The following is a 23243-nucleotide window of genomic DNA, read 5'->3' on the forward strand; positions in this document are numbered from 1 at the left end:
CTAGATCCAATGCCGCTCAGTTAAGGCGTGGTGTGGCGTCGTCAAGGGCTCTGGGGCACGAGGATGTCGATGCTGATCGTGGCCTGGTAGGTCTTCCGGTCGATGTTGGGGCCTTTGGCGTTGTACTTGGAGATCGCTCGTTTGACGATCCGCGGGGCGCGCCTGGTCCGACGCTCGGGCATGAGGTTGGCTAGGACTCGCCGGCCGATCGCGCCGACCAGGTCGATCACCGCGCCGGTGATGGCGTTCGCCGCCTGCACGACCAGGTCACGCGCCGCGCTCAAGGCGGTAGTGAAGCAGGCCCGGTCGGGGTCAAGGTCGGGCTGGGTGTCGGTGGCGTCGGCCATGGCCAGGCGGATGGCCTGGTAGGTCACCAGCAGGGCGTAGACCTCCTGGCGGACCCCGGCCGGGGTCCTGGCTCGTAGTACCCGCCCGCCCAGGATCGTCGATTTCAGTTCCAGGAACGCTGTTTCGACCTCCCACCGTTCGTGGTAGAGCCGGACCAGGTCGAACGCCGGATAGTGGTGGTGCTCAATCAGCGTGGTGACGAGGCGGTACATGGTCGTGGCACGCCCGGCCGTGGTCTGCACGTGGATTTGACACTCCACCACGCGGACCCGCAGTTGGCCGATCACCGATAGGTATGAGCCGTCCGGCAGCCGCTGTATCACCGGCAGTTTCCGGTTGTCCTTGACCCGCACCACCAGGTATGCCCTGGCCTGCGCGATCGCCTCGATCAGGTCCGCCGCCCCAAAGGCCCGGTCCAACAGCACGACCATCGACGGACGCAGGCTGGCCACCAACCGTTTGGCGTAGGGCATCTCCCCCACCCCGGTGGGCCCGAAGATCGCGTCGATGACGGTCCGGGTTCCGCAGCACACCAACACCAGCAGCCGCAGCTTCGGATAGCCCGACCCGCCATGGTTGCAGCGATGCGGGGTGTACTCGGCCAGATTCGCCGCGCTGGCCGGGACAGCCGCGCTGGTCCCGTCTATAGCGCAGACCAGCAGCCCTCGCCACCACCGCCCACGGGTACGCGGCGCCGGACCCGGTCCCCGCACCAGGTCGAACAAGGCCCGCAAAGGAGCCGGTCCCATGCGTTGGCGGGCCTGGGCCAGCACACCCGAGGTCGGGTTCGCCACCGGCACACCGTCCAGGGCCGCTACCAGCTTGTCCCAGACCTGCCGGTAGCCCACCTCGGCGAACAACGCGCCGGCTAACAGCAGGTAGACCACAACCCGGGCTGGTACCTCACGCACACGGGACTTACCCAGACCGGCCTCCGCCAACGCGGCATCGACCATCTCGAACGGCACATGCTGCGTCAACTCCCCAACGTGCCCTGGGGCGAACACACCCGCAGCGACCTTGATCATCCGGCGGGTGACAAAATACGTGGACAGCGAGGCTCCCTACAGATCATGACCGTCTTGTGAGGACAGCCATGTCTACCGGAGCCTCGCTGCCCGTCTACCCCGGCCCCATCAACAACGCCCGGCCAGACCCTTAACTGAGCGGCATTGTTCCTAGATCGACGCCAGTCTGCGGTGATCATGGGGTTAGCGTCGGGGAGAGCGCTTACTCGGACGCTAACTTCATGATCACCGCAGAAGTCGGGGCTACCGGCCGAGCTGTACCGAGGTCCCTTACTGCCTGGCCTTGAGGGCGCCATCATGGGCGACCTCAGCGGTATAAGGGTCGCCCAACTCGGGTCCGCGCCCCCAAGAGGGCAGCCCTACTCAGGGGTAACCCCCGCGCGCACCCGACACTGCCCACGTCCTCGCCGGGCGGCTCCCGCGAGGCGGCGCACGAGGTCAGGCCGAGGGGTGCAAGCCCTCACCGCAGCCTGTCGTCGATCAAGGACTTCTGCGTCGATCAAGGGCAAATGGTCGTGGAAAAGAGATCAAAGCACGACCGTTTGCCCTTGATCGACGGGTAGGGGGCGGGGGCGGGCGGAATAGGGGAGCCCTACTCGCGACGGATCGCCCAACAGGGGTCCCCCGCTCGGGCGGGAAAGCGCTGCCCGCGCTCCCTGCGGAGGGTCCGGGCGGTGGGCTGCGGGCAGCCGGTCGGAGATTCTTTGCTCCGGGATGTCGATTGCGGGCGTCTTCGCCGTCGTCAGGATGAGAGGTGGCCGGTACGCGGCTGCCGAGAGCGTAGGAGACGTCATGCGCTACATGTTGTTGATCTACGGCGAGGAGCCGACCGGCGCGCCTGACCCGGCCGAGGCCGAGCAGGTCATGAACGACTACTGGGCGTACTCGACGGCCGTCGCCGAGGCGGGGGTGCAGCGGGCCGGCGACGCGCTGGAGCCCAGCACGACCGCCACCACGGTGCGGCTCAAGGACGGCGAGCGGGTCGTCACGGACGGTCCGTTCGCGGAGACCCGGGAGGTCCTGGGCGGGTTCTACCTGATCGACGTGCCGGATCTGGACGCGGCGATCGAGTGGGCGGCCCGGTGCCCGGGCGCGAAGTACGGCTCGGTCGAGGTCCGGCCGATCATGGAGTTCGACACGGCGGGTTAGGAGCCTGGGTGAACGGGGCGGCCGACTCGGTCGAGGCGGTTTTCCGGGAGGAGTGGGGCCGCCTGCTGGCGGCGCTGGTCCGTACCCTCGGCGACCTTGACCTCGCCGAGGAGGTCGCCTCCGACGCGGTGGCCACCGCGCTGCAGCGGTGGCCTCGCGACGGGGTTCCCGCGCGCCCGGCGGCGTGGCTGCTGACGGTGGCCCGCCACCGGGCGGTGGACATCCTGCGCAAGGACAAAAGGCTCGCGACCCGGCTGGCGCTGCTCCAGGCGGACGCCGACCGGCCGGAGCCGCCCCGCCCGCCCCCGGACCCGGACTGGGGCGACGCCGACGACGAGCCGGATGAGCGGCTGCGGCTCTTCTTCACCTGCTGCCACCCGGCGCTCGGGCTGGAGGCGCAGACCGCGCTGACGCTGTCCTGCCTGGCCGGCCTCACCACCCAGGAGGTGGCCCGGTCGTTCCTGGTGCCGACGGCGACCATGGCGCAGCGGCTGGTCCGGGCCAAGCGCAAGATCCGCGATGCCCGCATCCCGTTCCGCGTGCCGGACGCCGCCGAGCTGCCCAACCGGCTGCCGGCCGTCCTGCGGGTCGTCTACCTGATCTTCACCGAGGGGTACGCGGCCACCAGCGGGTCGGCGCTGACCCGGGCGGACCTGGTGGACGAGGCGATCCGGTTGGGCCGCATCCTGCGCCGGCTGCTGCCCGAGCAGCGCGAGGTCGCCGGCCTGCTGGCACTGATGCTGCTGGTCGACGCCCGGCGCGCGGCGCGGGTCGACGCCCGCGGGCAGCTCGTGCTCCTCGACGACCAGGACCGGGGGCGGTGGGACCGCGACAAGATCGAGGAGGGCCGCCGCCTGGTGGTCGCCGCCCTGACCGGCGGGCGCCCCGGCGGGTACGCCCTACAGGCGGCCATCGCCGCGGTGCACGACGAGGCCGCCACCGTCGCCACCACCGACTGGCCGCAGATCGTCGCGCTCTACGCGGTGCTGCGCTCGATCGCCCCGTCGCCGCTGGTCGAGCTCAACCGCGCGGTGGCTCTGTCCATGGTGGACGGACCCGCGACCGGCCTCGCCCTGCTCGACGAGTTGGTGGACGACCGGCGGCTGGCCGGCTACCACCTGTTGCCGGCCGCCCGCGCCGACCTGCTGCGCCGGCTCGGCCGCCGGGACGAGGCCGTGGAGGCGTACCGGCAGGCCCTCGAACTGGTCGGCAACGAGCCGGAGCGCAGGTTTCTGGAGCGCCGCCTCAGCGAATTGAGCTGAGCCGCGGCGCGATCCGCTCGGCGACCGCCTCGACGAACTCGACCGGGTGCCGGTCGGGCAGCACCTGGATCTCGCTGACGCCCAGCTTCGCGTACGCCTCGGCCTCGGTGAGCAGGCCGTCCACGTCCGCCAGCACCGGGGCGCTGACCATCACGGTCTTCTCGATCGCGTCGTAGTCCCGGCCCTCGTTGGCGCAGTGCGCCCGCAGGACGTCCAGCTTGTGCGCCACCCGGTCCACGCCGGCGAAGAGGTTGCAGGCGTCGGCGTACCGGGCGACCAGCAGCAGCGTCTTGCGCTCGCCGCCGCCACCGATCAGGATCTCCGGCCGCCGCCCACCCAGCGGTGCCGGTACGCACAGCGTCTCGGCCAGCCGGTAGTACCGCCCCTCGTACGGGCCGTTGTCGTCGCTCCACATCTGCCGGCAGATCTGGATCGTCTCCTCCAGCCGCTCGAACCGCTCGCGCACCGGCACCACGGGCACGCCGAGTCCGCGCTGCTCCCGCTCGTACCAGGAGGCGCCGACGCCGAGCTGGGCCCGCCCGCCGGACAGTACGTCGAGGGTGGTGACGATCTTCGCGAGCAGGCCGGGATGCCGGTACGTCACGCCGGTGACCAGCACGCCGAGGGTCATCCGGGTGGTCAGCGCGGCGACGTACCCCAGCGTGGTGTAGCCCTCCAGCATGGGCTCGTCGGCGGCGCTCAGCCGGGTCTGCATCTGGAAGTAGTGGTCCATCACGCTGAACGAGGCGATCCCGGCCTCGTCGGCGATCCGGGCGGTCTGGGCCAGCGTCGGCGCGATCCGTGCGGGGTCGGCGGGGGTCGTGTAGTTCCAGTAGTGCAAGCCAAGCTTCACGGGCCACCAGCCTACGTCGGCCGTATGGTGATCGGGTGGGCCCGTGGTGGCTGCTGCACGTCGACCTCGATCAGTTCGTCGCCGCGGTCGAGGTGCTGCGCCGCCCCGAGTTGCGCGGCCGGCCGGTGGTCGTCGGCGGCGACGGGGACCCGACCCGGGCCCGCCAGGTGGTGGCGACGGCGTCGTACGAGGCGCGGGCGTTCGGCGTGCGGTCCGGGATGCCGCTGCGCGCGGCGTTCCGCCGCTGTCCGGAGGCGGTGTTCCTGCCGTCGGACCCGCCGGTGTACGAGGCGGCGTCCGCGCGGGTCATGGCCACGCTGCGATCCTTTCCGGTACGCGTCGAGGTGTGGGGCTGGGACGAGGCGTTCGTGGGCGCCGAGGTGGCCGACCCGTGGGCGCTGGCCGCCGACCTGCGGCGCGCGGTGCTGGACAAGACCGGGTTGAGCTGCGCCATCGGGATCGGCGACAACAAGACCACCGCGAAGATCGCGGCCCGGTTCGGCAAGCCGGGCGGCATCTACGAGCTGACCGCCGGGAACTGGATGGCCGTGATGGGTGAACGGCCGGCCGGCGAGCTGTGGGGGATCGGCCCGAAGACGGCCGCCAAGCTCACCGAGCTGGGCCTGCACACCGTCGCCGACCTGGCGACCGCCGACGCCGACGCGCTGCGGGCGCGGTTCGGGCCGCGGCAGGGAGCGTGGCTGCTGGTGCTCGCCCGCGGCCTGGGGGACACCGAGATCGTGACCGAGCCATGGATCGCTCGGTCCCGTAGCCGCGAAACGACGTACCCCCGTGATCTGACCGATCGCGAAGAGATCGCCGCCGGCGTCGCTGTGCTGGCGCGGGAATTGGGCGCCGAGATCGTCGGCGCCGGACGCCGGGTGACGCACGTGGCGGTCAAGGTGCGTTTCGCCTCGTTTTATACCCCCACCCGGGTGATGAAATTGCGCGACGGTCCGACGACCGATGTCGCGGTGATCGAGCGGGCGGCGCTGATCGTATTGGAGAAATTCCGGCTCGACCGGCCGGTGCGGCTGCTCGGGGTGCGCGTCGACCTGGCCATGGACGATTAGTAGATATCAACGGTGGCTATATACTCCGGGATCAAGAACGGAGTCGCGGCGATGATGTATCGAATCTTGGGTCGGCTGATCATTGGCGCCGGTCCCGGAATAGATCTCCCCCGGGGCACCGGTTGTCGATCTTAGCGTTTCTGATGATCAACGCCAATGATCGGATTCCGACCGGTGAATTGCTGCGGGTTGCCTGGGGCAAAACAGATGTAGACGAGACGCAGTTATACAAATGCGTATCAAAGCTGCGGGGACTGCTGGCCACCATTGGTCGCGGCGACGATATCGTGACGCACTCCGGTTACGGGTACGAGCTCCGGGTCGCGCCGGACGACCTGGACAGCCTGCTGTTCGAGCGGCTCCTGCGGGAGGCGGAGGCCGCCGTCGGCAACGGCACCGACGACGAGGCGCGGCTGCTGCGCGAGGCGCTGGCGCTCTGGCGCGGCCCGCACCCGCTGGACGGCATTCCCGGCGACTTCCCGCCCGGACTCGGCGACGATCTCCGGCGGCGCCGCAAGCGGGCCGTCGTCCGGCTGGCCGAGATCGAGCTCGGGCGGGGGCGGTACGAGTCGGTCGTCGCGGACCTCCAGGCGCTGACCCGGAACGACCCGACCGACGCCCGCCTGTGCCAGCTGCTGATGTTCGGGCTGTTCCGGTTGGGTCACGCGACCGAGGCGCTGGCCGCGTACGACCGGTACGCGGCGGCGCTGGAGCACGAGGCGGCCGCCCCGCCCGATCCGCGGCTGCGCCGGCTGCGGTACGCGGTCGCCAGCAACGACGAGCGGGCTGCCACCGAGCACGCGGGGGTGAACGCGCCGCGGCGGTGGCCGCTGCCCCGGCAGGGCGCGGTGCCCCGGCAGCTCCCGATGGACGCCGCCGACCTCGTCGGCCGGGACCGGCAGGTCTCCGAGGCGGGCCGGCTGCTGCGCCAGGGAACGGCGGGGGCGCCGCCGGTCGTCGTGCTGACCGGACCGGGCGGCATCGGCAAGACCGCCCTCGCGGTCCGGGTCGGCCACGCCGTCCGGCAGCGGTACCCGGACGGCCAGGTGTACGTCGAGCTGCGCGGCACCGGCACCGAACCGGCCGTGACCGACGAGGTGCTGGCGCAGGTCCTGCGCGCGTTCGGCATCGTCGACGTGCCGGAGTCGGCGGACGAGCGGCGCGGGCTGTACCGGACCCTGCTCGGCGACAAGCGGGTGCTGCTGGTGCTGGACGACGCCCGCGACGAGGCCCAGATCCGCGACCTCATGCCCGGCAACCCCGGGTGCGGGGTGCTGGTCACCGCGCGGCACCGGCTGCCGGACATCGCCGGCGCGCACCACCTGCCCAGCCTGGAGCCGCTGGCGCCGCCCCAGGCCGCCGAGCTCTTCCGGCGCATCGTGCGCCGTTCGGCGGTGGATCCGCTGACCGAGCCGGCCGCCACGCGTACCATCGTCGAGCTCTGCGCCGGCCTGCCGCTGGCGATCTGCGTGGCCGCGGCGCTGCGGGCCAGCGACCCGGACCGCAGCGCCGCGGAGCTCGCGGAGCGCCTGGCCGACGAGAAGCTCGGCGCGCTCGTGTACGGCGACCGCAGCGTGGCGCGCAGCATCGGCGCCGGCTTCGAGCGGCTCGACGAGGACGCCCAGCTGCTCTTCGTCGGCCTGGGGTTGGTGCGGGTGGTCGACGTCGGCGTCTGGACGGCGGCCGCGATCCTGGCCGGCCGGGGCGCCGACCCGGTGGCGGCGCTGGACCGGCTCGCGGCGTGCGGGCTGCTGCAGCCGGCCACCGTCGGGCGGTTCCGGCTGCACGACCTGACCCGCCAGTACGCGCGGGCCCGCGCCGAGCGGCACATCCTGGCCGCGGCCGAGCGCCAGGCGCTGGCCGAGCGGGTCTACGGCGCCCTGCTGACGCTGTGCCGGCGCGCGCACCGGGCCACGTACGGCGGGGACTTCGAGGTGGTCCACGGCGACACCCCGGACTGGCTCGCGCCGCGCGCGCTGCTGGCCGACGTCGACGCGGCGCCCTCCGAGTGGTACGAGCGGGAGCGGCAGAACATCCGGGCCGCGGTGCGCCACACGGCCGACCTCGGCCTGGCGGAGCTGTGCTGGGACCTGGCCATCTCGACGCACGAGTTCTACAACGTGCGGGCGTACCTGGACGAGTGGCACGCCACCCACCGGTGCGCCCTGGACGCCTGCCGGCGGGTGGGCAACGTGCGCGGCGAGGCGGCGATGACGGCGATCCTGGGCCAGCCGGCGCTGCTCGCCAGCGGCCGTCCGGGCGTGGCCGGGCCGCGCGAGCTGGCGTCCGCCGCGGCGGCGTTCGAGCGGTGCGGCGACGCGCACGGGCAGGCTATCGCGCTGCGTACGCTGGCCAACGCGCTGCGCCGGCGGGGCCGGTTCGCCGACGCCATCCAGACGTTCCGGCGCGCCCTGGAGCTGTACGAGGAGAGCGGCGACACGGTCGGCGCCTGGCAGTCGCTGCGGTACATCGGGCAGACCCACCTCGACCTGGGGGACAACGAGGAGGCGCTGCGGGTGCTGACCGCCGCCGCCGAGATCGCCCGGCCGTCGGGGCAGCCGCGCCTGCTGGCCCAGACCGCGTACTGGCTCGGCCGGGTGCACCTGGCCCGCCGCGATGTGTCGCCGGCGGTGGCGCAGTTCCAGTACGTCTTCGCCGCGGCCGGCGACGCCGACGGCATCGGCCGGGCGTACGCCCTGCACGGGCTCGGCGACGCGGCCCGGCTCGCGGGCGACGGCGAGCTGGCCGCCCGCCACCTGGAGTCGGCCCTGGAGCTGGCCCGGCGCGGCCACGACGCGGTGCTGGAGGGGCGGATCCACCAGTCGCTGGCCGAGCTGCACCAGGCCAACGGCCGTGGCCGGGAGGCGACCCAGGAGCTGGACCAGGCGGTGTCGTGCTTCGACAGCGGCAACGCGCTCTTCCTGCAGAATCAGGTGCTGGAGGCGCTCGGTTCGTCGTAGTCCACTGTCGACCTCAGCATCGGCGGGTAGAGCGTCGTGGCCGGCCCCCGGCGGTACAGGGCCGCCGGCCGGCCCACCTCGGAGGTCCGTTTGGCGTCGAGGGGGACGAGAAAGCCCGCGGTCTTGGTCACCTTCCGGTGGAAGTTGCGGGTGTCGACGGGCATGCCCCAGACGACCTCGTACACGGTGCGCAGTTCGCCGATCGTGAACGCGTCGGCGCAGAATGCCGTGGCGAGCGTGGTGTACTCCAGCGCCTGGCGGGCCCGTTCGAGGCAGGTGCGCAGGATGTCGTTGTGATCGAAGGCGAGCGTTCCCAGCGCCTGGTCCACCGGCTGCCAACACGCCCCGCTCGCGTCGGAGCCGGCCACCGGCAGCGGCAGGTCGGGCGCGATCGCCAGGTAGGCGACCGTCACGACCCGGCCGCGCGGATCCCGCCCGGGGGTGCCGAAGACGGCGACCTGCTCCAGGTGCAGCGCCGTGCCGTCCAGCCCGGTCTCCTCGGCCAACTCCCGGGCGGCCGCCGCGTCCGGGTCCTCGTCCTCGCGTACGAAACCGCCGGGCAGCGCCCATCGCCCCCGGTACGGCTCGTTGCCGCGCTGGACGAGCAGGACCTGTAGCTGCCCGTCGCGCACCGTCAGGATCGCCAGGTCCGCCGTCAGGCGCAGGGTGGCGTGGTCGCGGGGTCGAGCGGTCATGGTCGACAGCCTACCTAAATGTCACCTTGACACAAACAGCCGGCAGGGCTTAATGTCTAAGTGACGTAAAGTCCGGCCGAGGAAGCCCGCAACTGCCCGGGGCCCGCACGCCGTACGACTCGGGCAGTGCGGCGGGGCGCCGTGCAGGGCGCCACCGTCATCCGCCGGCGGGCGACGGCCCACCGACCGGTTCGCTCGCGTCCCCGGGGACGCGAGCCGGAGCGTCTCGGTCCGCGGCCGAGGTCTCGGCTCCTCGCGTACGGCAATCACGGTTTCTGCTTGAGAGGACAACGATCATGCGCGCCTTTTTCCGGAACACCCTGCTCTGTCTCGCCATCGCGGTAGGCGTCCCCGCCGCCGCGGGAATGGCCTTCGGGGCCGCACCCGCGTACGCCGAGTGCCCGCAGGGCACCAACTGGGACGGCACCACCTGCAAATGAGCTGATCGGTAGCTCAGCGGCAGGAATCCGGTAGGTGGGTGAGCGACACTGACGTCAGGTTCCCATCCTGCCTGGGTCCGGGCGGGTCGCACGTGCGGCCCGCCCGGCTCGTGTCCGGCGTCGACTCCCCATCCCACCTCCGGAGGGACAAGATGCAACGATTCCGGGAGTTCGAGATCGACCTCAACCGGCGCTCCAGGGTCCTGCTCCTGGTCGCCACCGCGAGTGAGCGGGAGGCCGTCTTCGCCGCGGCAAAGGCCGTCACCGGCAGCGAGCCGACCAAGCGGTTCCTGCCCCACCACACCGTGTACGAGCTGGGCCTGATCGGCGACGCCGAGGTGCTGCTGGCGCAGACCCAGCCGGGCGCGGTCGGCCCCGGCGCGGCCGCGATCACCGCGTCGGCGCTCATCTCCCGCCTGGGCCCGGATTTTCTGGTGGTGACCGGCATCTGCTTCGGGCTGCGGGAGGCCGAACAGCGCCTCGGCGACGTCATCGTGTGCCGCCAGCTGCGCGCGATCGACCACCGGAAGGAGATCGACCCCGACGACGGCGGGCCGAGGATCGTGCTCATCCGCGGCGACTTCGTCTCCTCCTCGGTGACGCTCTTCGACCGCTTCCGCTCGGCGGAGGTGGGCTGGACCGCCACGAAGGTCCACTACGGCACCCTGCTGTCCTCCAGCGCCCTGGTCGACTCGCGGGAGCTGCGCGCCGACCTGCGCCGGCTCGACCCGGAGGCGTCCGGGGGCGAGATGGAGGGAGCCGGGGTGTACGCCGCCGCGGCCCCGGAGAAGGTGGACTGGATCGTGGTCAAGGGAATCTCCGACTGGGGGTACGACAAGGACGACGCCGCGCAGGAGGCCGCCGCGGGAAACGCCGCCGCGTTCGTCATCGGCACGATCCGCAGCGGCGCGCTCGACGAGCGGGCGTCCCGCGCGAGTCTGGGCTGACGATGCGGATCAGTCGCGGTAGCGCGCGGCCGGCGGCTGCGGCACCGGGCCCACGCCGCCGAACCAGCGGCGGTAGCTGGTGCGCCAGCTCCCGTCGGCGCGCATCTCGTCCAGCACGGCGTTGACGAAGCGTACGAGGTCGGCGTCGTCGCGGGGCATGGCGATGCCGGCCGGGTCGTCGGTGATCCGGTCACCGACGATCGTGGTGTTGGGGTCCTGCGCGGCGAGCGTGGCCAGCAGCGTGTCGATGCTGGAGATCGCGTCGACCTGGCCCTGCTGGAGCAGGACGAGGCAGTCCACCAGCAGGTCGGTCGCCACGGCGATCGGGCGGGACGCGGCGCGCTGGATGTTGGGGATGCTGCTGCTGCCGTTGGTCGCGCAGATCTTGCGGCCGCCCAGGTCGGCCAGCCCGTTGATGCCGGAGCCGGCGCGCACCAGCAGGCGCTGGCCGGACGACAGGTACTCGGTGGAGAACGCGACCTGCTGCCATCGCTCGCAGGTCATCGTCATCGTGCGGATCACCATGTGCACGTCGCCCCGCTCCAACACCGGTACGCGTTCGGCCGTGGAGATGGCCCGGAACTGCACCGCGTCCGGGTCGCCGAAGATGGCGGCCGCGATCCGCCGGGCGATGTCGATCTCGAAGCCGACCAGCCGGCCGTCCTGGTCCCGGTAGCTGAACAGGTACGCGTCCTGGTCGATGCCGACGATGAGCCGCCCGCCCCGGAAGATGCCCTCCATCGTGGACCCGGACGGCATGCGGCGCGGCGCCGGCAGCGATCCGCCGGGGCGCAGGCTGGCCCGCCGGTCGCAGGCGTCCGCCGCCGGCCCGGACGCCGCCGCACTTGCCTGCGGCGCCGGATCTCGTACGCCGAGCGGCTGCGGCGCGGCGATCGGGTCCACCCCGCGGCCCGCCGAGGGCGTGGCGCCCTGTCCGCAGCCGGCGACGACGAGGACAGCGGCGAGGAGGAGACCCCGTAGGCGTGCGTCGACCATGCCGGCATCGTTGCATCCTCCCTCTACTGGGGGAGGCGGTTGGCTCCCGCTGGGGAGGCCCCGGCACCCGGCGTTTTCATAGCGTCGAGGCATGGTTGACGTTGCCGTGACCGCCGAGCCGCTGGCCCGGGCGGCGGTGCTGGTTCGGTTCACCCGGCCGTGGTTCTGGCCGCTCGGCTGGGCCGGGGCGTACCTGGGGGCGGTGCTGGCCACCCGGACCTGGCTGCCGCCCGCGCACGCCGTACCCGAATCGCTGGCCGCCATGGTGGTCCTCGGCCCGCTGGTGTGGGGCGCGGTGCTCGCCGTCAACGACCGGTACGACCTGCCGAGCGACCGGCGCAACCCGCGCAAGGCCACCGCGCCGCTGGTGACCGGTGAGGTGACCGAGGCCGACCTGACCCGGTGGGGCCGGCTCTTCGCGGTCGTGGCGATGGCGGTGGCCCTGGCGGTCGGGCCGGCGTTCACCGCCGGGACGGGCGCGGTGCTGCTGCTGGGCTGGCTCTACAGCGCCCCACCGGTACGGCTCAAGGCCCGCCCGGGCGCCGACGTGGCCGTCAACGCCGTCGTGGTGGGCGTGCTGGGACCGCTGGCGGGATGGTCCCTGTACCGGCCGGTCGGCGACTTCCCGCCCGTCATGGTCGCGCTGGGCCTGCTGCTGGCCGCCGCCCTGTACCTGCCCACCACGGTCATGGACCTGGACGCCGACCGCGGCGCCGGTGACGCGACCGCCGCCGTACGCTGGCGGCCGCGCCTGTGCTACCGCCTCGGCGTGACACTGTGGACCGCCGCGATCGCACTGTGGCTGGCCTGCTGCCACCTGGAGCTGCTGGTTCCGGGCCAGGCGTCGCCGACCCAGGACCTGATGGCGCCAGTCCTGCTGGCCGGGTACGCCGTGCTGGCCCGCCGGCCGTCCATCCCACGCATGGCGGTCGTGTCGCTGCTGTTCGCACTGCCAGCCGCCGACTTCCTCTCCACCTGCGTAGCCACCACCCCCACCCCGCCCTAACGCCCTCCGCCCTCCGCCCTCCGCCGGGCGTCCTCCCCGTCGATGCTGGGCGTCGTCCCCCGACGCCCCTCCCGTCGATCAAGGGCATACGGTCGTGGTTTAGAGATCAAAGCACGACCATTTGCCCTTGATCGACGGGGACGGGGCGCGCGGCGGGGCGGGAGAGCGAGGGCTACTCGCGGCGGGGAGGGGGATGGGGAGGTCGAGGGTGTGGGCCGAGTGGGTGGCTTTGGTGGCGAGGTAGCGGGCGTTCGCGGCGGACAGGTGCACCTCCGTCGGGACGACCTCGCTCACCTCCACGCCCAACCGGCTCAGTTGTGCGCTTTTGTCCGGGTTGTTGCTGAGCAACGCCACCCGGTCGGCGCCCAACGCCAGCAGCATCTGGGCCGCCACCGTGTAGTCGCGCTCGTCCTCGCCGTGCCCGAGCGCCAGGTTCGCCTCGTACGTGTCGAGCCCCGTGTCCTGCAGCGCGTACGCGTCGACCTTGGCGTACAGGCCGATGCCCCGGCCCTCCTGGCGCAGGTAGAGCAGGAACCCACCCGCGTCGGTGATCCGCTCCACCGCCTCGCGCAACTGTGGACCGCAGTCGCAGCGCTGGCTGCCGAACACGTCCCCGGTCAGGCATTCGCTGTGCGGCCGGACGAGGGGCAGCGCGGTCCGCCAGTCGCCGAGGCCGAGGGCCAGGTGTTCCTTGCCGTCCGCGAGCCCGTCGAAGGTGAAGACGCGCGCGGTGGTGGCGTACCCGTCCGCGAAGCGCAGCGGCACCGTCACCTGCCGCCGGACCGTGGCCGGCGCCAGGCGGACCTCGGGTGGCGATTGGGTCATCGGCTCTCCCTGTACGTTCATAACTCTCCGAGCAGACCAGACACTCTCCGAGCAGGCCAACTGTCCCGACGGCAAGGAGGCGCCAGCCGTGGTCGAGCGACCGTACATCCTGCTCAGTTGCGGCATGTCGATCGACGGCTATCTTGACACCGCGGCGGGGACACGGTTGCTACTGTCCAATGACGCCGACTTTGACCGAGTTGATGCCGTACGTGCCGGATGCGACGCGATCCTGGTCGGGGCGACCACGGTACGCCGGGACAACCCGCGGCTGCTCGTGCGTTCCACCACCCGCCGGGAGGAACGGGTGGCGCGAGGGCTTCCGCCGACGCCGGTGAAGGTGACCGTGACCGGGCGCGGCGAGCTGGACCCGGCCGCGGAGTTCTTCGTGGCCGGCGACGTCGACAAGCTGGTCTACTGCGCGAGCCCGGCGGTGGCGGCGGCGCGCGAGCGGCTCGGTGCGGTGGCGACGGTGGTGGATGGCGGCGACCCCGTGGATCTGTGCCTGGTGGTGGCGGATCTTCATGCCCGCGGGGTGGGGCGGCTGATGGTCGAGGGCGGCGGGGCGATACACACCCAGTTCCTCACCGGGGGCCTGGCCGACGAGTTGCACCTGGTCATCGCCCCGTTCTTCGTCGGCGACTCCCAGGCGCCGCGGTTCGTGCGCGACGGCACCTTCCCGTGGGGGCCGGACCGCCGGGCGGTCCTGGCCGAGGTACGCCAGATCGGCGACGTGGTGCTGCTCCGGTACGCCCTGTCGGAGCGTTTCGAGAGCTGAACGAACCAGCGCACCACCAGCACGCCCGCGCCCGGCAGCGCCGCCGCGAAGGTGAGCACCCCGTACACCACCGCGACCGTCAGGCCCAGGCTGGCGCTCATCCCGGCCGCCGCGAACGCCCACGCGGTGACGCCCTCCCGCGGTCCCCAGCCGCCCACGTTCAGCGGCAGCATCATCGACAGCAGCGCCAGCATCAGCAGCGGCACGAGTTGGGGGAGCGGCACCGAGGCCCCGGCGGCCCGCGCCGCGACCACGAACGTGGCCAGGTGGCCGACCAGCACGAGCGCGGAGGCGAGCACGATTCCCGGCCATCTTCCGCGCGCCAGCAGCCCGCGCCGCACGTCGGAGCCGGCGGTACGCAGGGCGCGGGTCCACCGCGAGGCGCCCCGCCGCAGCAGCGCCCACCCGCCGGCCACGGCGGCCAGCCCGAGCGCCGCGAGCACGGCCAGCGCCGCCCCGGGGACCTCGACGAGACGGGTTCCCGACACGACCAGCACGCCTACCCCGAGGGCGACCACCACGGCCTGTCCCGCGGAGCGTTCCAGGACCACGGCCCGCACGCCCCGGCCCACGTCGCCGGTGTCCTTGCCGTGCCGCACCGCCCGGTGTACGTCGCCGACGATGCCCCCGGGTAGCGCCGCGTTGAGGAAGAGCGCGCGGTACGAGTCCGCGACCGCGCTGCCCAGCGGGAGCCGGATCCCCAGGCCGCGAGCCACGATGCACCACCGCCACGCGCTCAGCACCGTGGTCGCCAGGCCGATCCCGCAGGCCACCAGCAGCGTGCCGCCGTCGATCACCCGCAGCCCGTCCCGGAGCGCGCCGGTGCCCAGCCGCCACACCAGTAGCGCGAGGATGCCCGCCCCGCCGAGCAGCTTTACCCAGGCCCACACCGTCCGCCTCACGGGAACACATACGGTGACGAGCCCATTTGGGTTCATTCGAAGTTGGCCAGCAGGTCGCTGTGGTGCACGACGGCCGCGAATCCGTCCGCGAGCCGGCGCGAAAGATACGCCGCCGCCGCCGGCCCGGCCAGTTCCGGACGCTGCTCGACGGCGGCGCCGACCCATCCGCGCAGCCACTCGGCCGCGAGGTCGGCCCGTGCGGGGCCGAGCCGCCACGGGCTCGGCGCCACCCGCACGGCCATGCCGAGCCGGGTGAACGCCGCGGCCGCCGCGTCGACCGCGTCGGGGCCGAGCAGGTCCCGCCCGCCGGTGCGGCGGCGCTGGTGCTCGTTGAACGCCGCCTCGATCGACGCGTCCAGCGGGTCGGCCGGGGTGAGTTCCACGCGGCCGGTCACGGAGATGGTCAGCAGCGCGGGGCACCCCGCGCCCGCGCACGCCTCGACCAGCCGGTCCAGCTCCGCACGGGTGAGCAGGTCCAGCAGCGCGGACGCGGTGACCAGGTCGGCGCCGGCGAGGTCGGTGGCGGTCAGCCGGGTGACGTCCGCCTGCCGGGTCTCCACCGAGACGCCGGCGGGCAGGCCGGCCGCGGCGAGGGCGAGCAGGTCCGGGTCCGCGTCGTACAGCACCCAGTGCTGCGGGCCGGGCAGCCGGCCGGCGAGCCAGCGCCCCATCGAGCCGGTGCCGCAGCCCAGGTCGCGGATCACCTTCGGTGCCGCGCCGAGCAGGGGTTCGAGCAGCGAAAGCGCGCGGGCGTCGGCGTCGGCCGGTTCCCGCAGCGCCAGCCAGGTCGGGCTGAACGCCATCAGATCATTCCCACCACGTCGGTCACCGCGCGGGCGGTGACATCCCAACCGGTCAAGGTCTCGCGCCGGGCGCGCGCGGCGGCCCGCAGGCGCTCCCGGGTGTCCGGCTCGCCGAGCCAGCGCCGCAGCGCCCCGGCCAGCGCCGCCACGTCGCCCGGCGGCACCAGCAGCCCCGGCACCGCGCCGCTGGGCGCGTGCCCCAGCGCCTCCGGCACCCCGCCCACGGCCGTGGCCAGCACCGGCACGCCGCGGGCCAGGGCCTCGGTCACCACCATCCCGTACGTCTCCGCGTGCGACGCCAGCACCAGCAGGTCGGCGGCGGCGTAGCGGGCGTCCAGGTCGGCGCCGACCTGCGCGCCCTCGAACCGCACCCGCCCGTCCAGCCCGTGCGCGGCTACCAGCCGGTCCAGCCGGTCCGGGTCGCCGGCGCCGGCGCACAGGCACTCCCAGGGCCACTCGGCGACCTTCGCCAGCGCCGCGACCAGCACGTCGTGCCCCTTGCGCGGGGTCAGGGCGGCGACGCACAACAAGCGCCTGCCGTCCGGCGTACCCGATGCGAGTGATGCGCGGTCGGCTCCCGGCGCGGCCACGTGGACCCGTGCGGGCGCCAGCCCGTGGTGCTCGACCAGCCGGCGCGCGGTCGTGGCGCTGGTCGCGACGACGGCCGCCGCGGCCCGCAGCGTGGCCCGCTCCCGGGCGTCCAGCTCCGCGGCCTCGCCGGGGGTCAGGCCGGTCTCGTCGGCGAGCGGCAGGTGCACCAGCACGGCCAGGCGCAGCCTGGCCGCCGCCGGCACGACCACCTCGGGCGCCGCGCACGCCACCAGGCCATCCACGAAGACAGCAGATCCATCTGGTACGCCAAGCAACGCACCGGCCAGCGCGGATCGTTCGGCATCCCCCGCCCAGGGCCAGTCCCCGGGCACGAAGACCTCGCGCACACCGAGCTCCTGGCACACCCGCCGGTTGTAGTTGGTGCCCCCGCTCGGGCCGCTCAGCTCCGGTGCAACGAACCTCACAGCCCGCGCTCGTAGGAGGCCCAGGCGATGTGCGACTCGTGCAGGGTGACCGTGATGCCGGTCAGGCCGCGGGCGCCCTCGCCGAGGTCGCCGGCGTGCACCCGGTCGGCGAGGCGGTCCGCGATGACCTTGGCGAGGGCCTCCGTCGACGTGTTGACCCCGGCGAACTCCGGCTCGTCGTCGAGGTTGCGGTAGTTGAGCTCGGCCAGCACGCCGCCCAGCTCCGCGGACGCCTTGCCGATGTCGACGACGATGTTGTCGGCGTCCAGTTCGGGTCGGCGGAATGTCGCGTCCACGACAAAGGTCGCCCCGTGCAAGCGCTGGGCGGGGCCGAAAACCTCGCCGCGGAAGCTGTGAGCGACCATGATGTGGTCACGGACGGTGATGCTGAACAAGGGCGTCAGTCTCCATATCTCACGACGTGGCACAGGGCCGGCAGGTCGCCGCCGGCCAGCCGGGGCAGCACCTCGGGCAGGTCGTCGAAGTCGCACTCGCCGCTGATCAGCGCGTCGAACGCCGGGTCGGCGAGCAACTCCAGGGCTAGGGCCAGCCGGTCGGCGAAGCTGCGCCGGCCCCGCTGCGCCGGCGACACCGTACCCACCTGGCTGCCGCGTACGACCAGCCGGCGGGAGTGGAAGTGCTCACCCAGCGGCACGCTGACCCGGCGGTCGCCGTACCAGCTCAGCTCGACGACGGTGCCCTCCGGGGCGAGCAGCTCCAGCGACCGGGCCAGCCCCGCCTCGGTGGCGCTGGCGTGGACGACCAGGTCGCGCTCGCCGTCCGCGTCGCCGGGCAGCGCGAAGTCGACGCCGAGCGCCGTCGCCACCTCCGCCCGCCCGGGGTCGACGTCGACGAGCTGCACCCGTACGCCGGGGAAGCGGGCCAGCAGGGCGGCCACGCAGCTGCCGACCATGCCGGCTCCGACCACCGCGACCCGGTCGCCGACCAGGGGAGCGGCGTCCCAGAGGGCGTTCACGGCGGTCTCCACGGTGCCGGCGAGCACGGCCCGGCGAGCCGGTACGGAGTCCGGCACGGTGGTGACCGCGGTGGCCGGCACGGCGTACCGCGTCTGGTGCGGGTACAGGCAGAAGACGGTCCGGCCGAGCAGCGCCGGCGGGCCCTCCTCGACCACGCCGACGTTGAGGTAGCCGTACTTCACCGGGCCCGGAAAGTCGCCCTCCTGAAAGGGGGCGCGCATCGCCGAGTGCTGGCTCGCCGGCACGCCGCCGCGGAACACGAGCGTCTCGGTGCCCCGGCTCACGCCCGAGTACAGAGTCCGTACGAGCACCTGGTCGGGGCCGTGCCGGGCGACCGTGACCGGGCGGATCTCGCCGTGACCGGGAGTGCGGAGCCAGAACGCGCGGTCACGCAGCGTCATTGGCGTCCTTCCTCAAACCCGGCTGAACCGAAATCGCCTGTCGACCGTTCAACAGGTGAGCTGCGGTTAACCATACGCGGCGACGGGAACGGCTAAGACGACTGCGGAGGAATGTTGACTGTCAGCGATCGCCCCATCGCCACACCCTCGGTGGACGGACCGACGGTGGGCATGGCGGTCCAGTTCGTCCTGCTGGGGGCCCTCGCCGCCGGAGTGGGCCTGGGCGCCGCCGGATGGCTCGCCGGAACGGCGTACGCCGGCGTCACCTGGGTCGTGCTGAGCCGCGCCATGCGCCGGTCCGGCATGAGCCTGCTCGGTCCGGCCAACCAGGTGACCCTCGCCCGCGCGACGCTGGTCGGGGTGTGACGGCGCTGACGGCCGACTCACTCCGCGGGGCGGTGCCGATCGCGGCCCTGGTCACCCTGGCGGCCGTCGCGCTGGCGCTGGACGCGGTCGACGGGCAGGTCGCCCGGCGTACCGGCTCCACGTCGGTGCTCGGCGCGCGCTTCGACATGGAGGTCGACGCCGTCCTGATCATGGTGCTGAGCGTCGTCGTCGCCGGGTCGCTGGGCCCCTGGGTGCTGGCGATCGGCGCCTTCCGGTACGTCTTCGTCGCGGCCGCCTGGGCGCTACCCTGGCTGCGCGGTTCGCTGCCCCTCGCTTCTCCCGCAAGGTGGTAGCCGCCACCCAGGGCATAGTCCTGGTGGTAGCCGCCTCCGGCGCCCTGCCCTACCCGGCCGCACTGGCGATCGTCGCCCTATCCCTGGCGGTTCTCACCTGGTCCTTCACCCGCGACACCGTCTGGCTCTGGCACCACCGCGAGATCCGCTCCCGTTGATCATGAAGTTATCCGCGGAGATGATCTCCTTCGGCGCGATAGCTTCATGATCAACGGGACGAGCGGAGGACGCGGACGCCGTATGCCGGGAGGTTGACGGTGGCGGTGGGGGTGCCGGTGTCGAGGTCCGCCAGGGGGTGCCCTCCAGGGTGACGGTCAGCGGGTCTGGGGATTGGCTGACCAGCCAGATGAACTGGGTGCCGTCGTCGCGGACCAGGCGGTCGACCAGCACGCTCGGGTCGCCGGAGCGGACCGGGGGGCGTACGCCGGCGTGGTCGGCGAGCGCGGCGTACAGGCGCCAGGTCTGCTCGGGGTTGACCTCCGGGGTGGCCGCCGCCATCGCTTCCAGGGGTAGGTGCACAGCACCAGCGCGCCCGTCCCCACCGCGCGCCGCAGCAGGGCCGGCCGGCCTTCCGCGTCGGTGGCGATCACCTCGGCGTCCACGGGGTCCACCGGCAGGTACGCGCGCTGGTGCGGGTTGCCGCCGGCGGTGAACGACAGCACGGTGCCGGCGGCCAGCGACCCGAGGTCCCGCTGGAACGTGAACTCCACCGTGTCGGCGGTGATCCGGTCGACGATGCCGTACCGGAGCCGGTGGCGTACGCCGAACAGCGCGTTGAGCCCGGCGTACCAGGGGCCGCGCTGGTTGTCGGTGCCGCCGTGGCAGTACGAGACGTACACGGTCGCGCCGGCGTGGGCGAGGGCCTCCAGGCGGCGCCAGCCGGGGCCGGTCAGCTGCTTGGCCGACGGCAGCAGGTAGAGCCGGCAGTCGTCGGTGATGCCGCCGCTCTCCCGGACGATCCCGGCGGGCACGCCGGCCTCGCGGGCGGTCAGGTACGCCTGCTCGATCGCGGCCAGCGCGGCGGCCTGGTCGCCGAGGTCGGTGAACGGGTGCTCGCTGTCCACGTGGGCCGGCACCACGATGCCGACCTCGGTGTCGGCGCGCGCGCACCGCGCCAGGTCGACCGCGTCCAGCACGGTCCGGAAGTCGGCCAGTTCGCGCAGCGCGGACTTCGGCGCGCCGTTGCTGTCGGTCACCCCGAAGTGCAGCTCGAACGGGTGGTGCGAGTACGGCGGCTCGTCGATCAGGTCGTCGAAGTCGGTGTTGTTCCAGGCGACCCAGCCGGCGGAGCCGCCCAGCAGCGAGTTGTGCAGAACCTGGCGGTAGTAGTGGCCGAGGTTCTCCTCCGAGACGAAGTCGGTGGACGCGCCGAACTCCTCCAGCACCACCGGCTTGCCGGCGACCGTGGCCAGCTCGCACAGGAACGCCGTGCGCAGGTGCTGGCGGACCGGGTCGTCGCCCATCGGGTACACGTGTGGGCCGACCCAGTCGACCAGCGGGCCCAGCTCGCGCAGCCGGTAGCCGCTCGGGCTGGCGTTGGTCTCCACGGTCCACGCGCCGTCGCCGATGGACACCGGCTGGTGCGCGCCGCCGGCCCGCAGGCCCTGGATGACCAGCTGCGCCCAGGCGGTGACGGTGGGCACGGTGCCGAGGCCGCCGTACAGCGGCATCTCGTTGGACAGCAGCCAGCCGGCGACGGCGGGATGGCTGGCGAAGCGGCGGGCCATCATCTCGGCGAACCACGCCTGCCGCCCGACCAGCCACACGTCGGCGTACAGGTCGCGGCCGTCCCGCCAGGCCGGGTCCCAGTTCTCGCCGGACATGTGCCCGACGATGAGCGTCGGCACGGTGCGCATGCCGATCGCCTCGTGCAGGTCGAGGAAGTCGGCGAACCGGTCGAGCAGCGTCTCGTCCAGGGTGTCCGGGGTGGGCATGAAGTCCGGCCAGAAGAAGAAGGACCGGGTCATCGTCAGGCCGTGGTCGGCCAGCACCTGTAGTTCCTTCGCCACGGTCTGGCCGTCGTAGCGCGGCCACATGCGTGGCCCGCCCACCCGGGACCAGAAGTTCACTCCCAGCCAGACGCGGTCGGCGGGAGGCAGCGCGAAGGCGCGACGCATGGATGGACTCCTCTGCGGCCAGGTGGTTGCGGGGGTTTGGGCAAGAGCCTTGATGACATCACCGAACCGGTTCAGTGTCAACGGATCTAACAAAGCTGCATCGACACTTGACGTGATCACCCGACCGTGTTTCAGTGTCGTAACTTACGCGGTTCAGTTTCCGCGCTGGGCCCATTGATCATCGACGTAGTCGCCCGAGCCGTATTGCGTGGTCGGTGTCGGCGGGGGCGAGTGCGCCCCGAGGGAGGATATACGTCAATGCGGAATCGATTGCGTTATCTCGCGGCGCTCACGGTGGTGGGCCTCCTGGCGGCCTGCCAGGGAGGCGACGGCAAGTCCAACACCTCCGGTGGCCAGTACCCGCGCAACGAAACCCTCTACACCAGCGGCACCCTGTGGGGCCCGCCGACGAACTGGAACCCCCTCGTGCCCGGCGGTCTCGTCACCGGCACCGAGGGCCTGGTCTACGAGCCCCTGTTCCTCTTCGACCCGGAGACGCTCAAGCTCGAGCCGTGGCTGGCCGAGAAGGGCGAGTGGAGCGCCGACAAGAAGCAGTACACGGTGACCCTGCGCGACGGCGTCAAGTGGGGCGACGGCAAGCCGTTCACCGCCGACGACGTGAAGTTCACCCTCGAGGTCGGCAAGGCCAAGGCCGTGCCGTACAGCAACATCTGGAACTGGGTGTCCCAGGCCGAGGCGGTGGACGCGCGCACCGTGCGGGTCACCTTCTCCGACCCCCGCGTGCAGGAGTGGGAGAACTGGCTCTACCAGCGCGCGATGCTGCCCAAGCACATCTGGGAGTCGCGCTCCGAGGCCGACCTGACCTCGCACAAGAACGAGAAGCCGGTCGGCACCGGGGCGTACGAGTACTCCACCCACGGGCAGGACCGCATGGTCTGGAAGAAGAAGAGCGAGTGGTGGGCGACCAAGGCGCTGGGCCTGGAGGTCAAGCCCACGTACGTCGTCGACATCGTCAACTCCAGCAACGAGGTGGCGCTCGGCCTGCTCACCTCCGGCCGGCTCGACCTGAGCAACAACTTCCTGCCCGGCGTCGCCAACCTGGTCAAGGGCGACTTCCACATCAAGACGTACTACGCCGAGCCGCCGTACATGATCCCGATCAACACGGCGATGCTGATCCCGAACACCACCAAGGCGCCGCTGAACGACGCGGCGTTCCGCAAGGCGCTGGCCCAGGCGATCGACACCAAGAAGATCGCCGAGGGCGTGTACGGCAACATCGTCAAGGCGGCCAACCCGACCGGCCTGCTGCCGTTCTTCGACCAGTATGTCGACCAGGCCACCGTGAGCCAGTCCGGCTTCTCGTACGACACCGGCGCGGCCAAGAGCACCCTGGCCGGCGCCGGCTACCGGGACGCCAACGGCGACGGCAAGGTCGAGGCGCCCGGCGGCAAGGCGATAGCCCTGAAGCTCATCGTCCCGTCCGGCTGGACCGACTGGATGGAGGCGGCCCGGGTGATCGCCGAGGGGGCGCAGGCGGCGGGCATCAACGTCGTCGCCGAGTTCCCGGACAGCGCGGCCGTCGACGACGCGCGCACCACCGGCAAGTTCGACCTGCTCCTGAACAACTGGACCGAGGTCAGCAACACGCCGTGGACGTACTACAACTACATCTACCAACTCCCGGTGCAGAAGCAGCAGTTCGCGGCGAACTTCTCCCGCTACCAGAACCCGCAGGCGTGGAACCTGGTGCAGAAGCTGGCGCGCACAGCCTCCGACGACCCCGCGTACAAGACGACGATCGCCGACCTGCAGAAGGTGCATCTGGCCGAGCTGCCGGCGATCCCGCTCTGGTACAACGGCCTCTGGGCACAGTTCAACGACTCGGTCTGGACCAACTGGCCGTCCTCCGCCCAGGGCGCGCCCAAGTCGTTCCCGTGCACCTGGAACAACATCTGGGAGCTGGGCGCGGTCAAGACACTGACCCAGATCAAGCCCGTCGCGGCTAAGTAAGGGAAAGAGGAGG

The 23243-nt window shown here is 72.3% G+C and carries 21 protein-coding genes and 2 pseudogenes; 12 read left to right on the forward strand and 11 right to left on the reverse strand.

What is annotated here, in order from left to right:
- Positions 1-41 precede the first annotated feature (41 nt).
- Complete coding sequence (locus tag Prum_RS40595) at positions 42-1376, reverse strand: IS4 family transposase (protein WP_173073357.1); 1335 nt, start codon at positions 1374-1376, stop codon at positions 42-44.
- Positions 1377-2168: 792 nt separating this feature from the next.
- On the opposite strand from Prum_RS40595, the gene Prum_RS40600 reads away from it, so the two are divergent.
- Positions 2169-2525 carry a YciI family protein gene (locus Prum_RS40600; protein WP_173082326.1) on the forward strand — a complete coding sequence of 119 codons (357 nt, stop codon included), beginning with the start codon at positions 2169-2171 and terminating at the stop codon, positions 2523-2525.
- 8 nt (positions 2526-2533) lie between these two features.
- Positions 2534-3787 (forward strand): RNA polymerase sigma factor, encoded by a 1254-nt coding sequence (locus Prum_RS40605; RefSeq protein ID WP_173082328.1) that lies wholly within the window; start codon positions 2534-2536, stop codon positions 3785-3787.
- On the opposite strand, the gene Prum_RS40610 is transcribed toward Prum_RS40605, so the two are convergent.
- Positions 3771-4640, reverse strand: coding sequence for an LLM class F420-dependent oxidoreductase (locus Prum_RS40610; protein ID WP_173082330.1), 870 nt, complete (start codon positions 4638-4640; stop codon positions 3771-3773). The two genes, Prum_RS40605 and Prum_RS40610, sit on opposite strands and share 17 nt — an antisense overlap.
- Before the next feature lie 35 nt (positions 4641-4675).
- Here Prum_RS40610 and Prum_RS40615 point away from each other — a divergent pair, with 35 nt between their 5' ends.
- Positions 4676-5713: a DNA polymerase IV gene (locus tag Prum_RS40615; RefSeq protein WP_173082332.1), complete on the forward strand. Its 1038-nt coding sequence runs from the start codon at positions 4676-4678 to the stop codon at positions 5711-5713.
- Between the two features lie 122 nt (positions 5714-5835).
- Positions 5836-8673 carry an ATP-binding protein gene (locus Prum_RS40620; protein ID WP_281369097.1) on the forward strand — a complete coding sequence of 946 codons (2838 nt, stop codon included), beginning with the start codon at positions 5836-5838 and terminating at the stop codon, positions 8671-8673.
- Here the strand turns inward: Prum_RS40620 and Prum_RS40625 are convergent.
- Positions 8643-9368: an NUDIX hydrolase gene (locus Prum_RS40625; protein ID WP_173082336.1), complete on the reverse strand. Its 726-nt coding sequence runs from the start codon at positions 9366-9368 to the stop codon at positions 8643-8645. The two genes, Prum_RS40620 and Prum_RS40625, sit on opposite strands and share 31 nt — an antisense overlap.
- A gap of 296 nt (positions 9369-9664) precedes the next feature.
- On the opposite strand from Prum_RS40625, the gene Prum_RS40630 reads away from it, so the two are divergent.
- Together Prum_RS40630 and Prum_RS40635 are read left to right on the forward strand one after the other, a co-directional pair.
- Positions 9665-9808: a hypothetical protein gene (locus Prum_RS40630; RefSeq protein WP_173082338.1), complete on the forward strand. Its 144-nt coding sequence runs from the start codon at positions 9665-9667 to the stop codon at positions 9806-9808.
- A 152-nt stretch (positions 9809-9960) separates the two neighbouring features.
- Positions 9961-10755, forward strand: coding sequence for a 5'-methylthioadenosine/S-adenosylhomocysteine nucleosidase family protein (locus Prum_RS40635; RefSeq protein WP_173082340.1), 795 nt, complete (start codon positions 9961-9963; stop codon positions 10753-10755).
- Positions 10756-10764: 9 nt separating this feature from the next.
- Here the strand turns inward: Prum_RS40635 and Prum_RS40640 are convergent, their stop codons facing one another.
- Complete coding sequence (locus tag Prum_RS40640; protein ID WP_173082342.1) at positions 10765-11751, reverse strand: glutamate ABC transporter substrate-binding protein; 987 nt, start codon at positions 11749-11751, stop codon at positions 10765-10767.
- 91 nt (positions 11752-11842) lie between these two features.
- On the opposite strand from Prum_RS40640, the gene Prum_RS40645 reads away from it, so the two are divergent.
- Positions 11843-12757, forward strand: coding sequence for a UbiA family prenyltransferase (locus tag Prum_RS40645; protein ID WP_173082344.1), 915 nt, complete (start codon positions 11843-11845; stop codon positions 12755-12757).
- Between the two features lie 195 nt (positions 12758-12952).
- Here the strand turns inward: Prum_RS40645 and Prum_RS40650 are convergent.
- Positions 12953-13582: pseudogene (locus Prum_RS40650) on the reverse strand (GTP cyclohydrolase II); the annotation flags it as partial.
- An 88-nt stretch (positions 13583-13670) separates the two neighbouring features.
- Between Prum_RS40650 and Prum_RS40655 the strand changes: the two are divergent.
- On the forward strand, positions 13671-14360 hold the full coding sequence (locus Prum_RS40655; RefSeq protein ID WP_173082348.1) for a RibD family protein: 690 nt from the start codon (positions 13671-13673) through the stop codon (positions 14358-14360).
- 8 nt (positions 14361-14368) lie between these two features.
- On the opposite strand, the pseudogene Prum_RS40660 reads toward Prum_RS40655, so the two are convergent.
- From Prum_RS40660 to Prum_RS40680, 5 genes and pseudogenes are all read right to left on the reverse strand, one after another.
- A pseudogene (locus Prum_RS40660) lies at positions 14369-15298 on the reverse strand (lysylphosphatidylglycerol synthase transmembrane domain-containing protein); the annotation flags it as partial.
- The gene (locus tag Prum_RS40665; protein WP_173082350.1) at positions 15295-16065 is read right to left on the reverse strand and encodes a class I SAM-dependent methyltransferase; all 771 of its coding nucleotides are present in this window, start codon (positions 16063-16065) and stop codon (positions 15295-15297) included. The gene Prum_RS40665 and the pseudogene Prum_RS40660, both read right to left, overlap by 4 nt.
- A complete protein-coding gene (locus Prum_RS40670) occupies positions 16065-17081 on the reverse strand; it encodes a glycosyltransferase family 4 protein (RefSeq protein ID WP_371871337.1) in 1017 nt (338 codons plus the stop codon). The genes Prum_RS40665 and Prum_RS40670 overlap by 1 nt, the downstream gene beginning before the upstream one ends.
- Positions 17078-17476: a 6-pyruvoyl trahydropterin synthase family protein gene (locus Prum_RS40675; protein ID WP_173082352.1), complete on the reverse strand. Its 399-nt coding sequence runs from the start codon at positions 17474-17476 to the stop codon at positions 17078-17080. The genes Prum_RS40670 and Prum_RS40675 overlap by 4 nt, the downstream gene beginning before the upstream one ends.
- Positions 17477-17481: 5 nt before the next feature.
- Positions 17482-18459 carry a zinc-dependent alcohol dehydrogenase gene (locus Prum_RS40680; protein ID WP_173082354.1) on the reverse strand — a complete coding sequence of 326 codons (978 nt, stop codon included), beginning with the start codon at positions 18457-18459 and terminating at the stop codon, positions 17482-17484.
- 114 nt (positions 18460-18573) lie between these two features.
- On the opposite strand from Prum_RS40680, the gene Prum_RS52815 reads away from it, so the two are divergent.
- From Prum_RS52815 to Prum_RS52825, 3 genes are read left to right on the forward strand one after another with little or no spacing between them, the layout of a single operon-like run.
- The gene (locus Prum_RS52815) at positions 18574-18825 is read left to right on the forward strand and encodes a hypothetical protein (RefSeq protein WP_246278431.1); all 252 of its coding nucleotides are present in this window, start codon (positions 18574-18576) and stop codon (positions 18823-18825) included.
- Positions 18822-19139 (forward strand): CDP-alcohol phosphatidyltransferase family protein, encoded by a 318-nt coding sequence (locus Prum_RS52820; RefSeq protein ID WP_246278432.1) that lies wholly within the window; start codon positions 18822-18824, stop codon positions 19137-19139. Before Prum_RS52815 ends, Prum_RS52820 begins: the two co-directional genes overlap by 4 nt.
- Positions 19133-19297 carry a hypothetical protein gene (locus Prum_RS52825; RefSeq protein ID WP_246278433.1) on the forward strand — a complete coding sequence of 55 codons (165 nt, stop codon included), beginning with the start codon at positions 19133-19135 and terminating at the stop codon, positions 19295-19297. Before Prum_RS52820 ends, Prum_RS52825 begins: the two co-directional genes overlap by 7 nt.
- 156 nt (positions 19298-19453) lie before the next feature.
- Here the strand turns inward: Prum_RS52825 and Prum_RS40690 are convergent, their stop codons facing one another.
- Positions 19454-21256: a glycoside hydrolase 5 family protein gene (locus Prum_RS40690; protein ID WP_218577598.1), complete on the reverse strand. Its 1803-nt coding sequence runs from the start codon at positions 21254-21256 to the stop codon at positions 19454-19456.
- 258 nt (positions 21257-21514) lie between these two features.
- Between Prum_RS40690 and Prum_RS40695 the strand changes: the two genes are divergently transcribed.
- A complete protein-coding gene (locus Prum_RS40695; protein ID WP_173082356.1) occupies positions 21515-23230 on the forward strand; it encodes an ABC transporter substrate-binding protein in 1716 nt (571 codons plus the stop codon).
- The last annotated feature ends 13 nt before the right edge of the window (positions 23231-23243 follow it).

This window comes from Phytohabitans rumicis (assembly GCF_011764445.1).
Taxonomy (GTDB): domain Bacteria; phylum Actinomycetota; class Actinomycetes; order Mycobacteriales; family Micromonosporaceae; genus Phytohabitans; species Phytohabitans rumicis.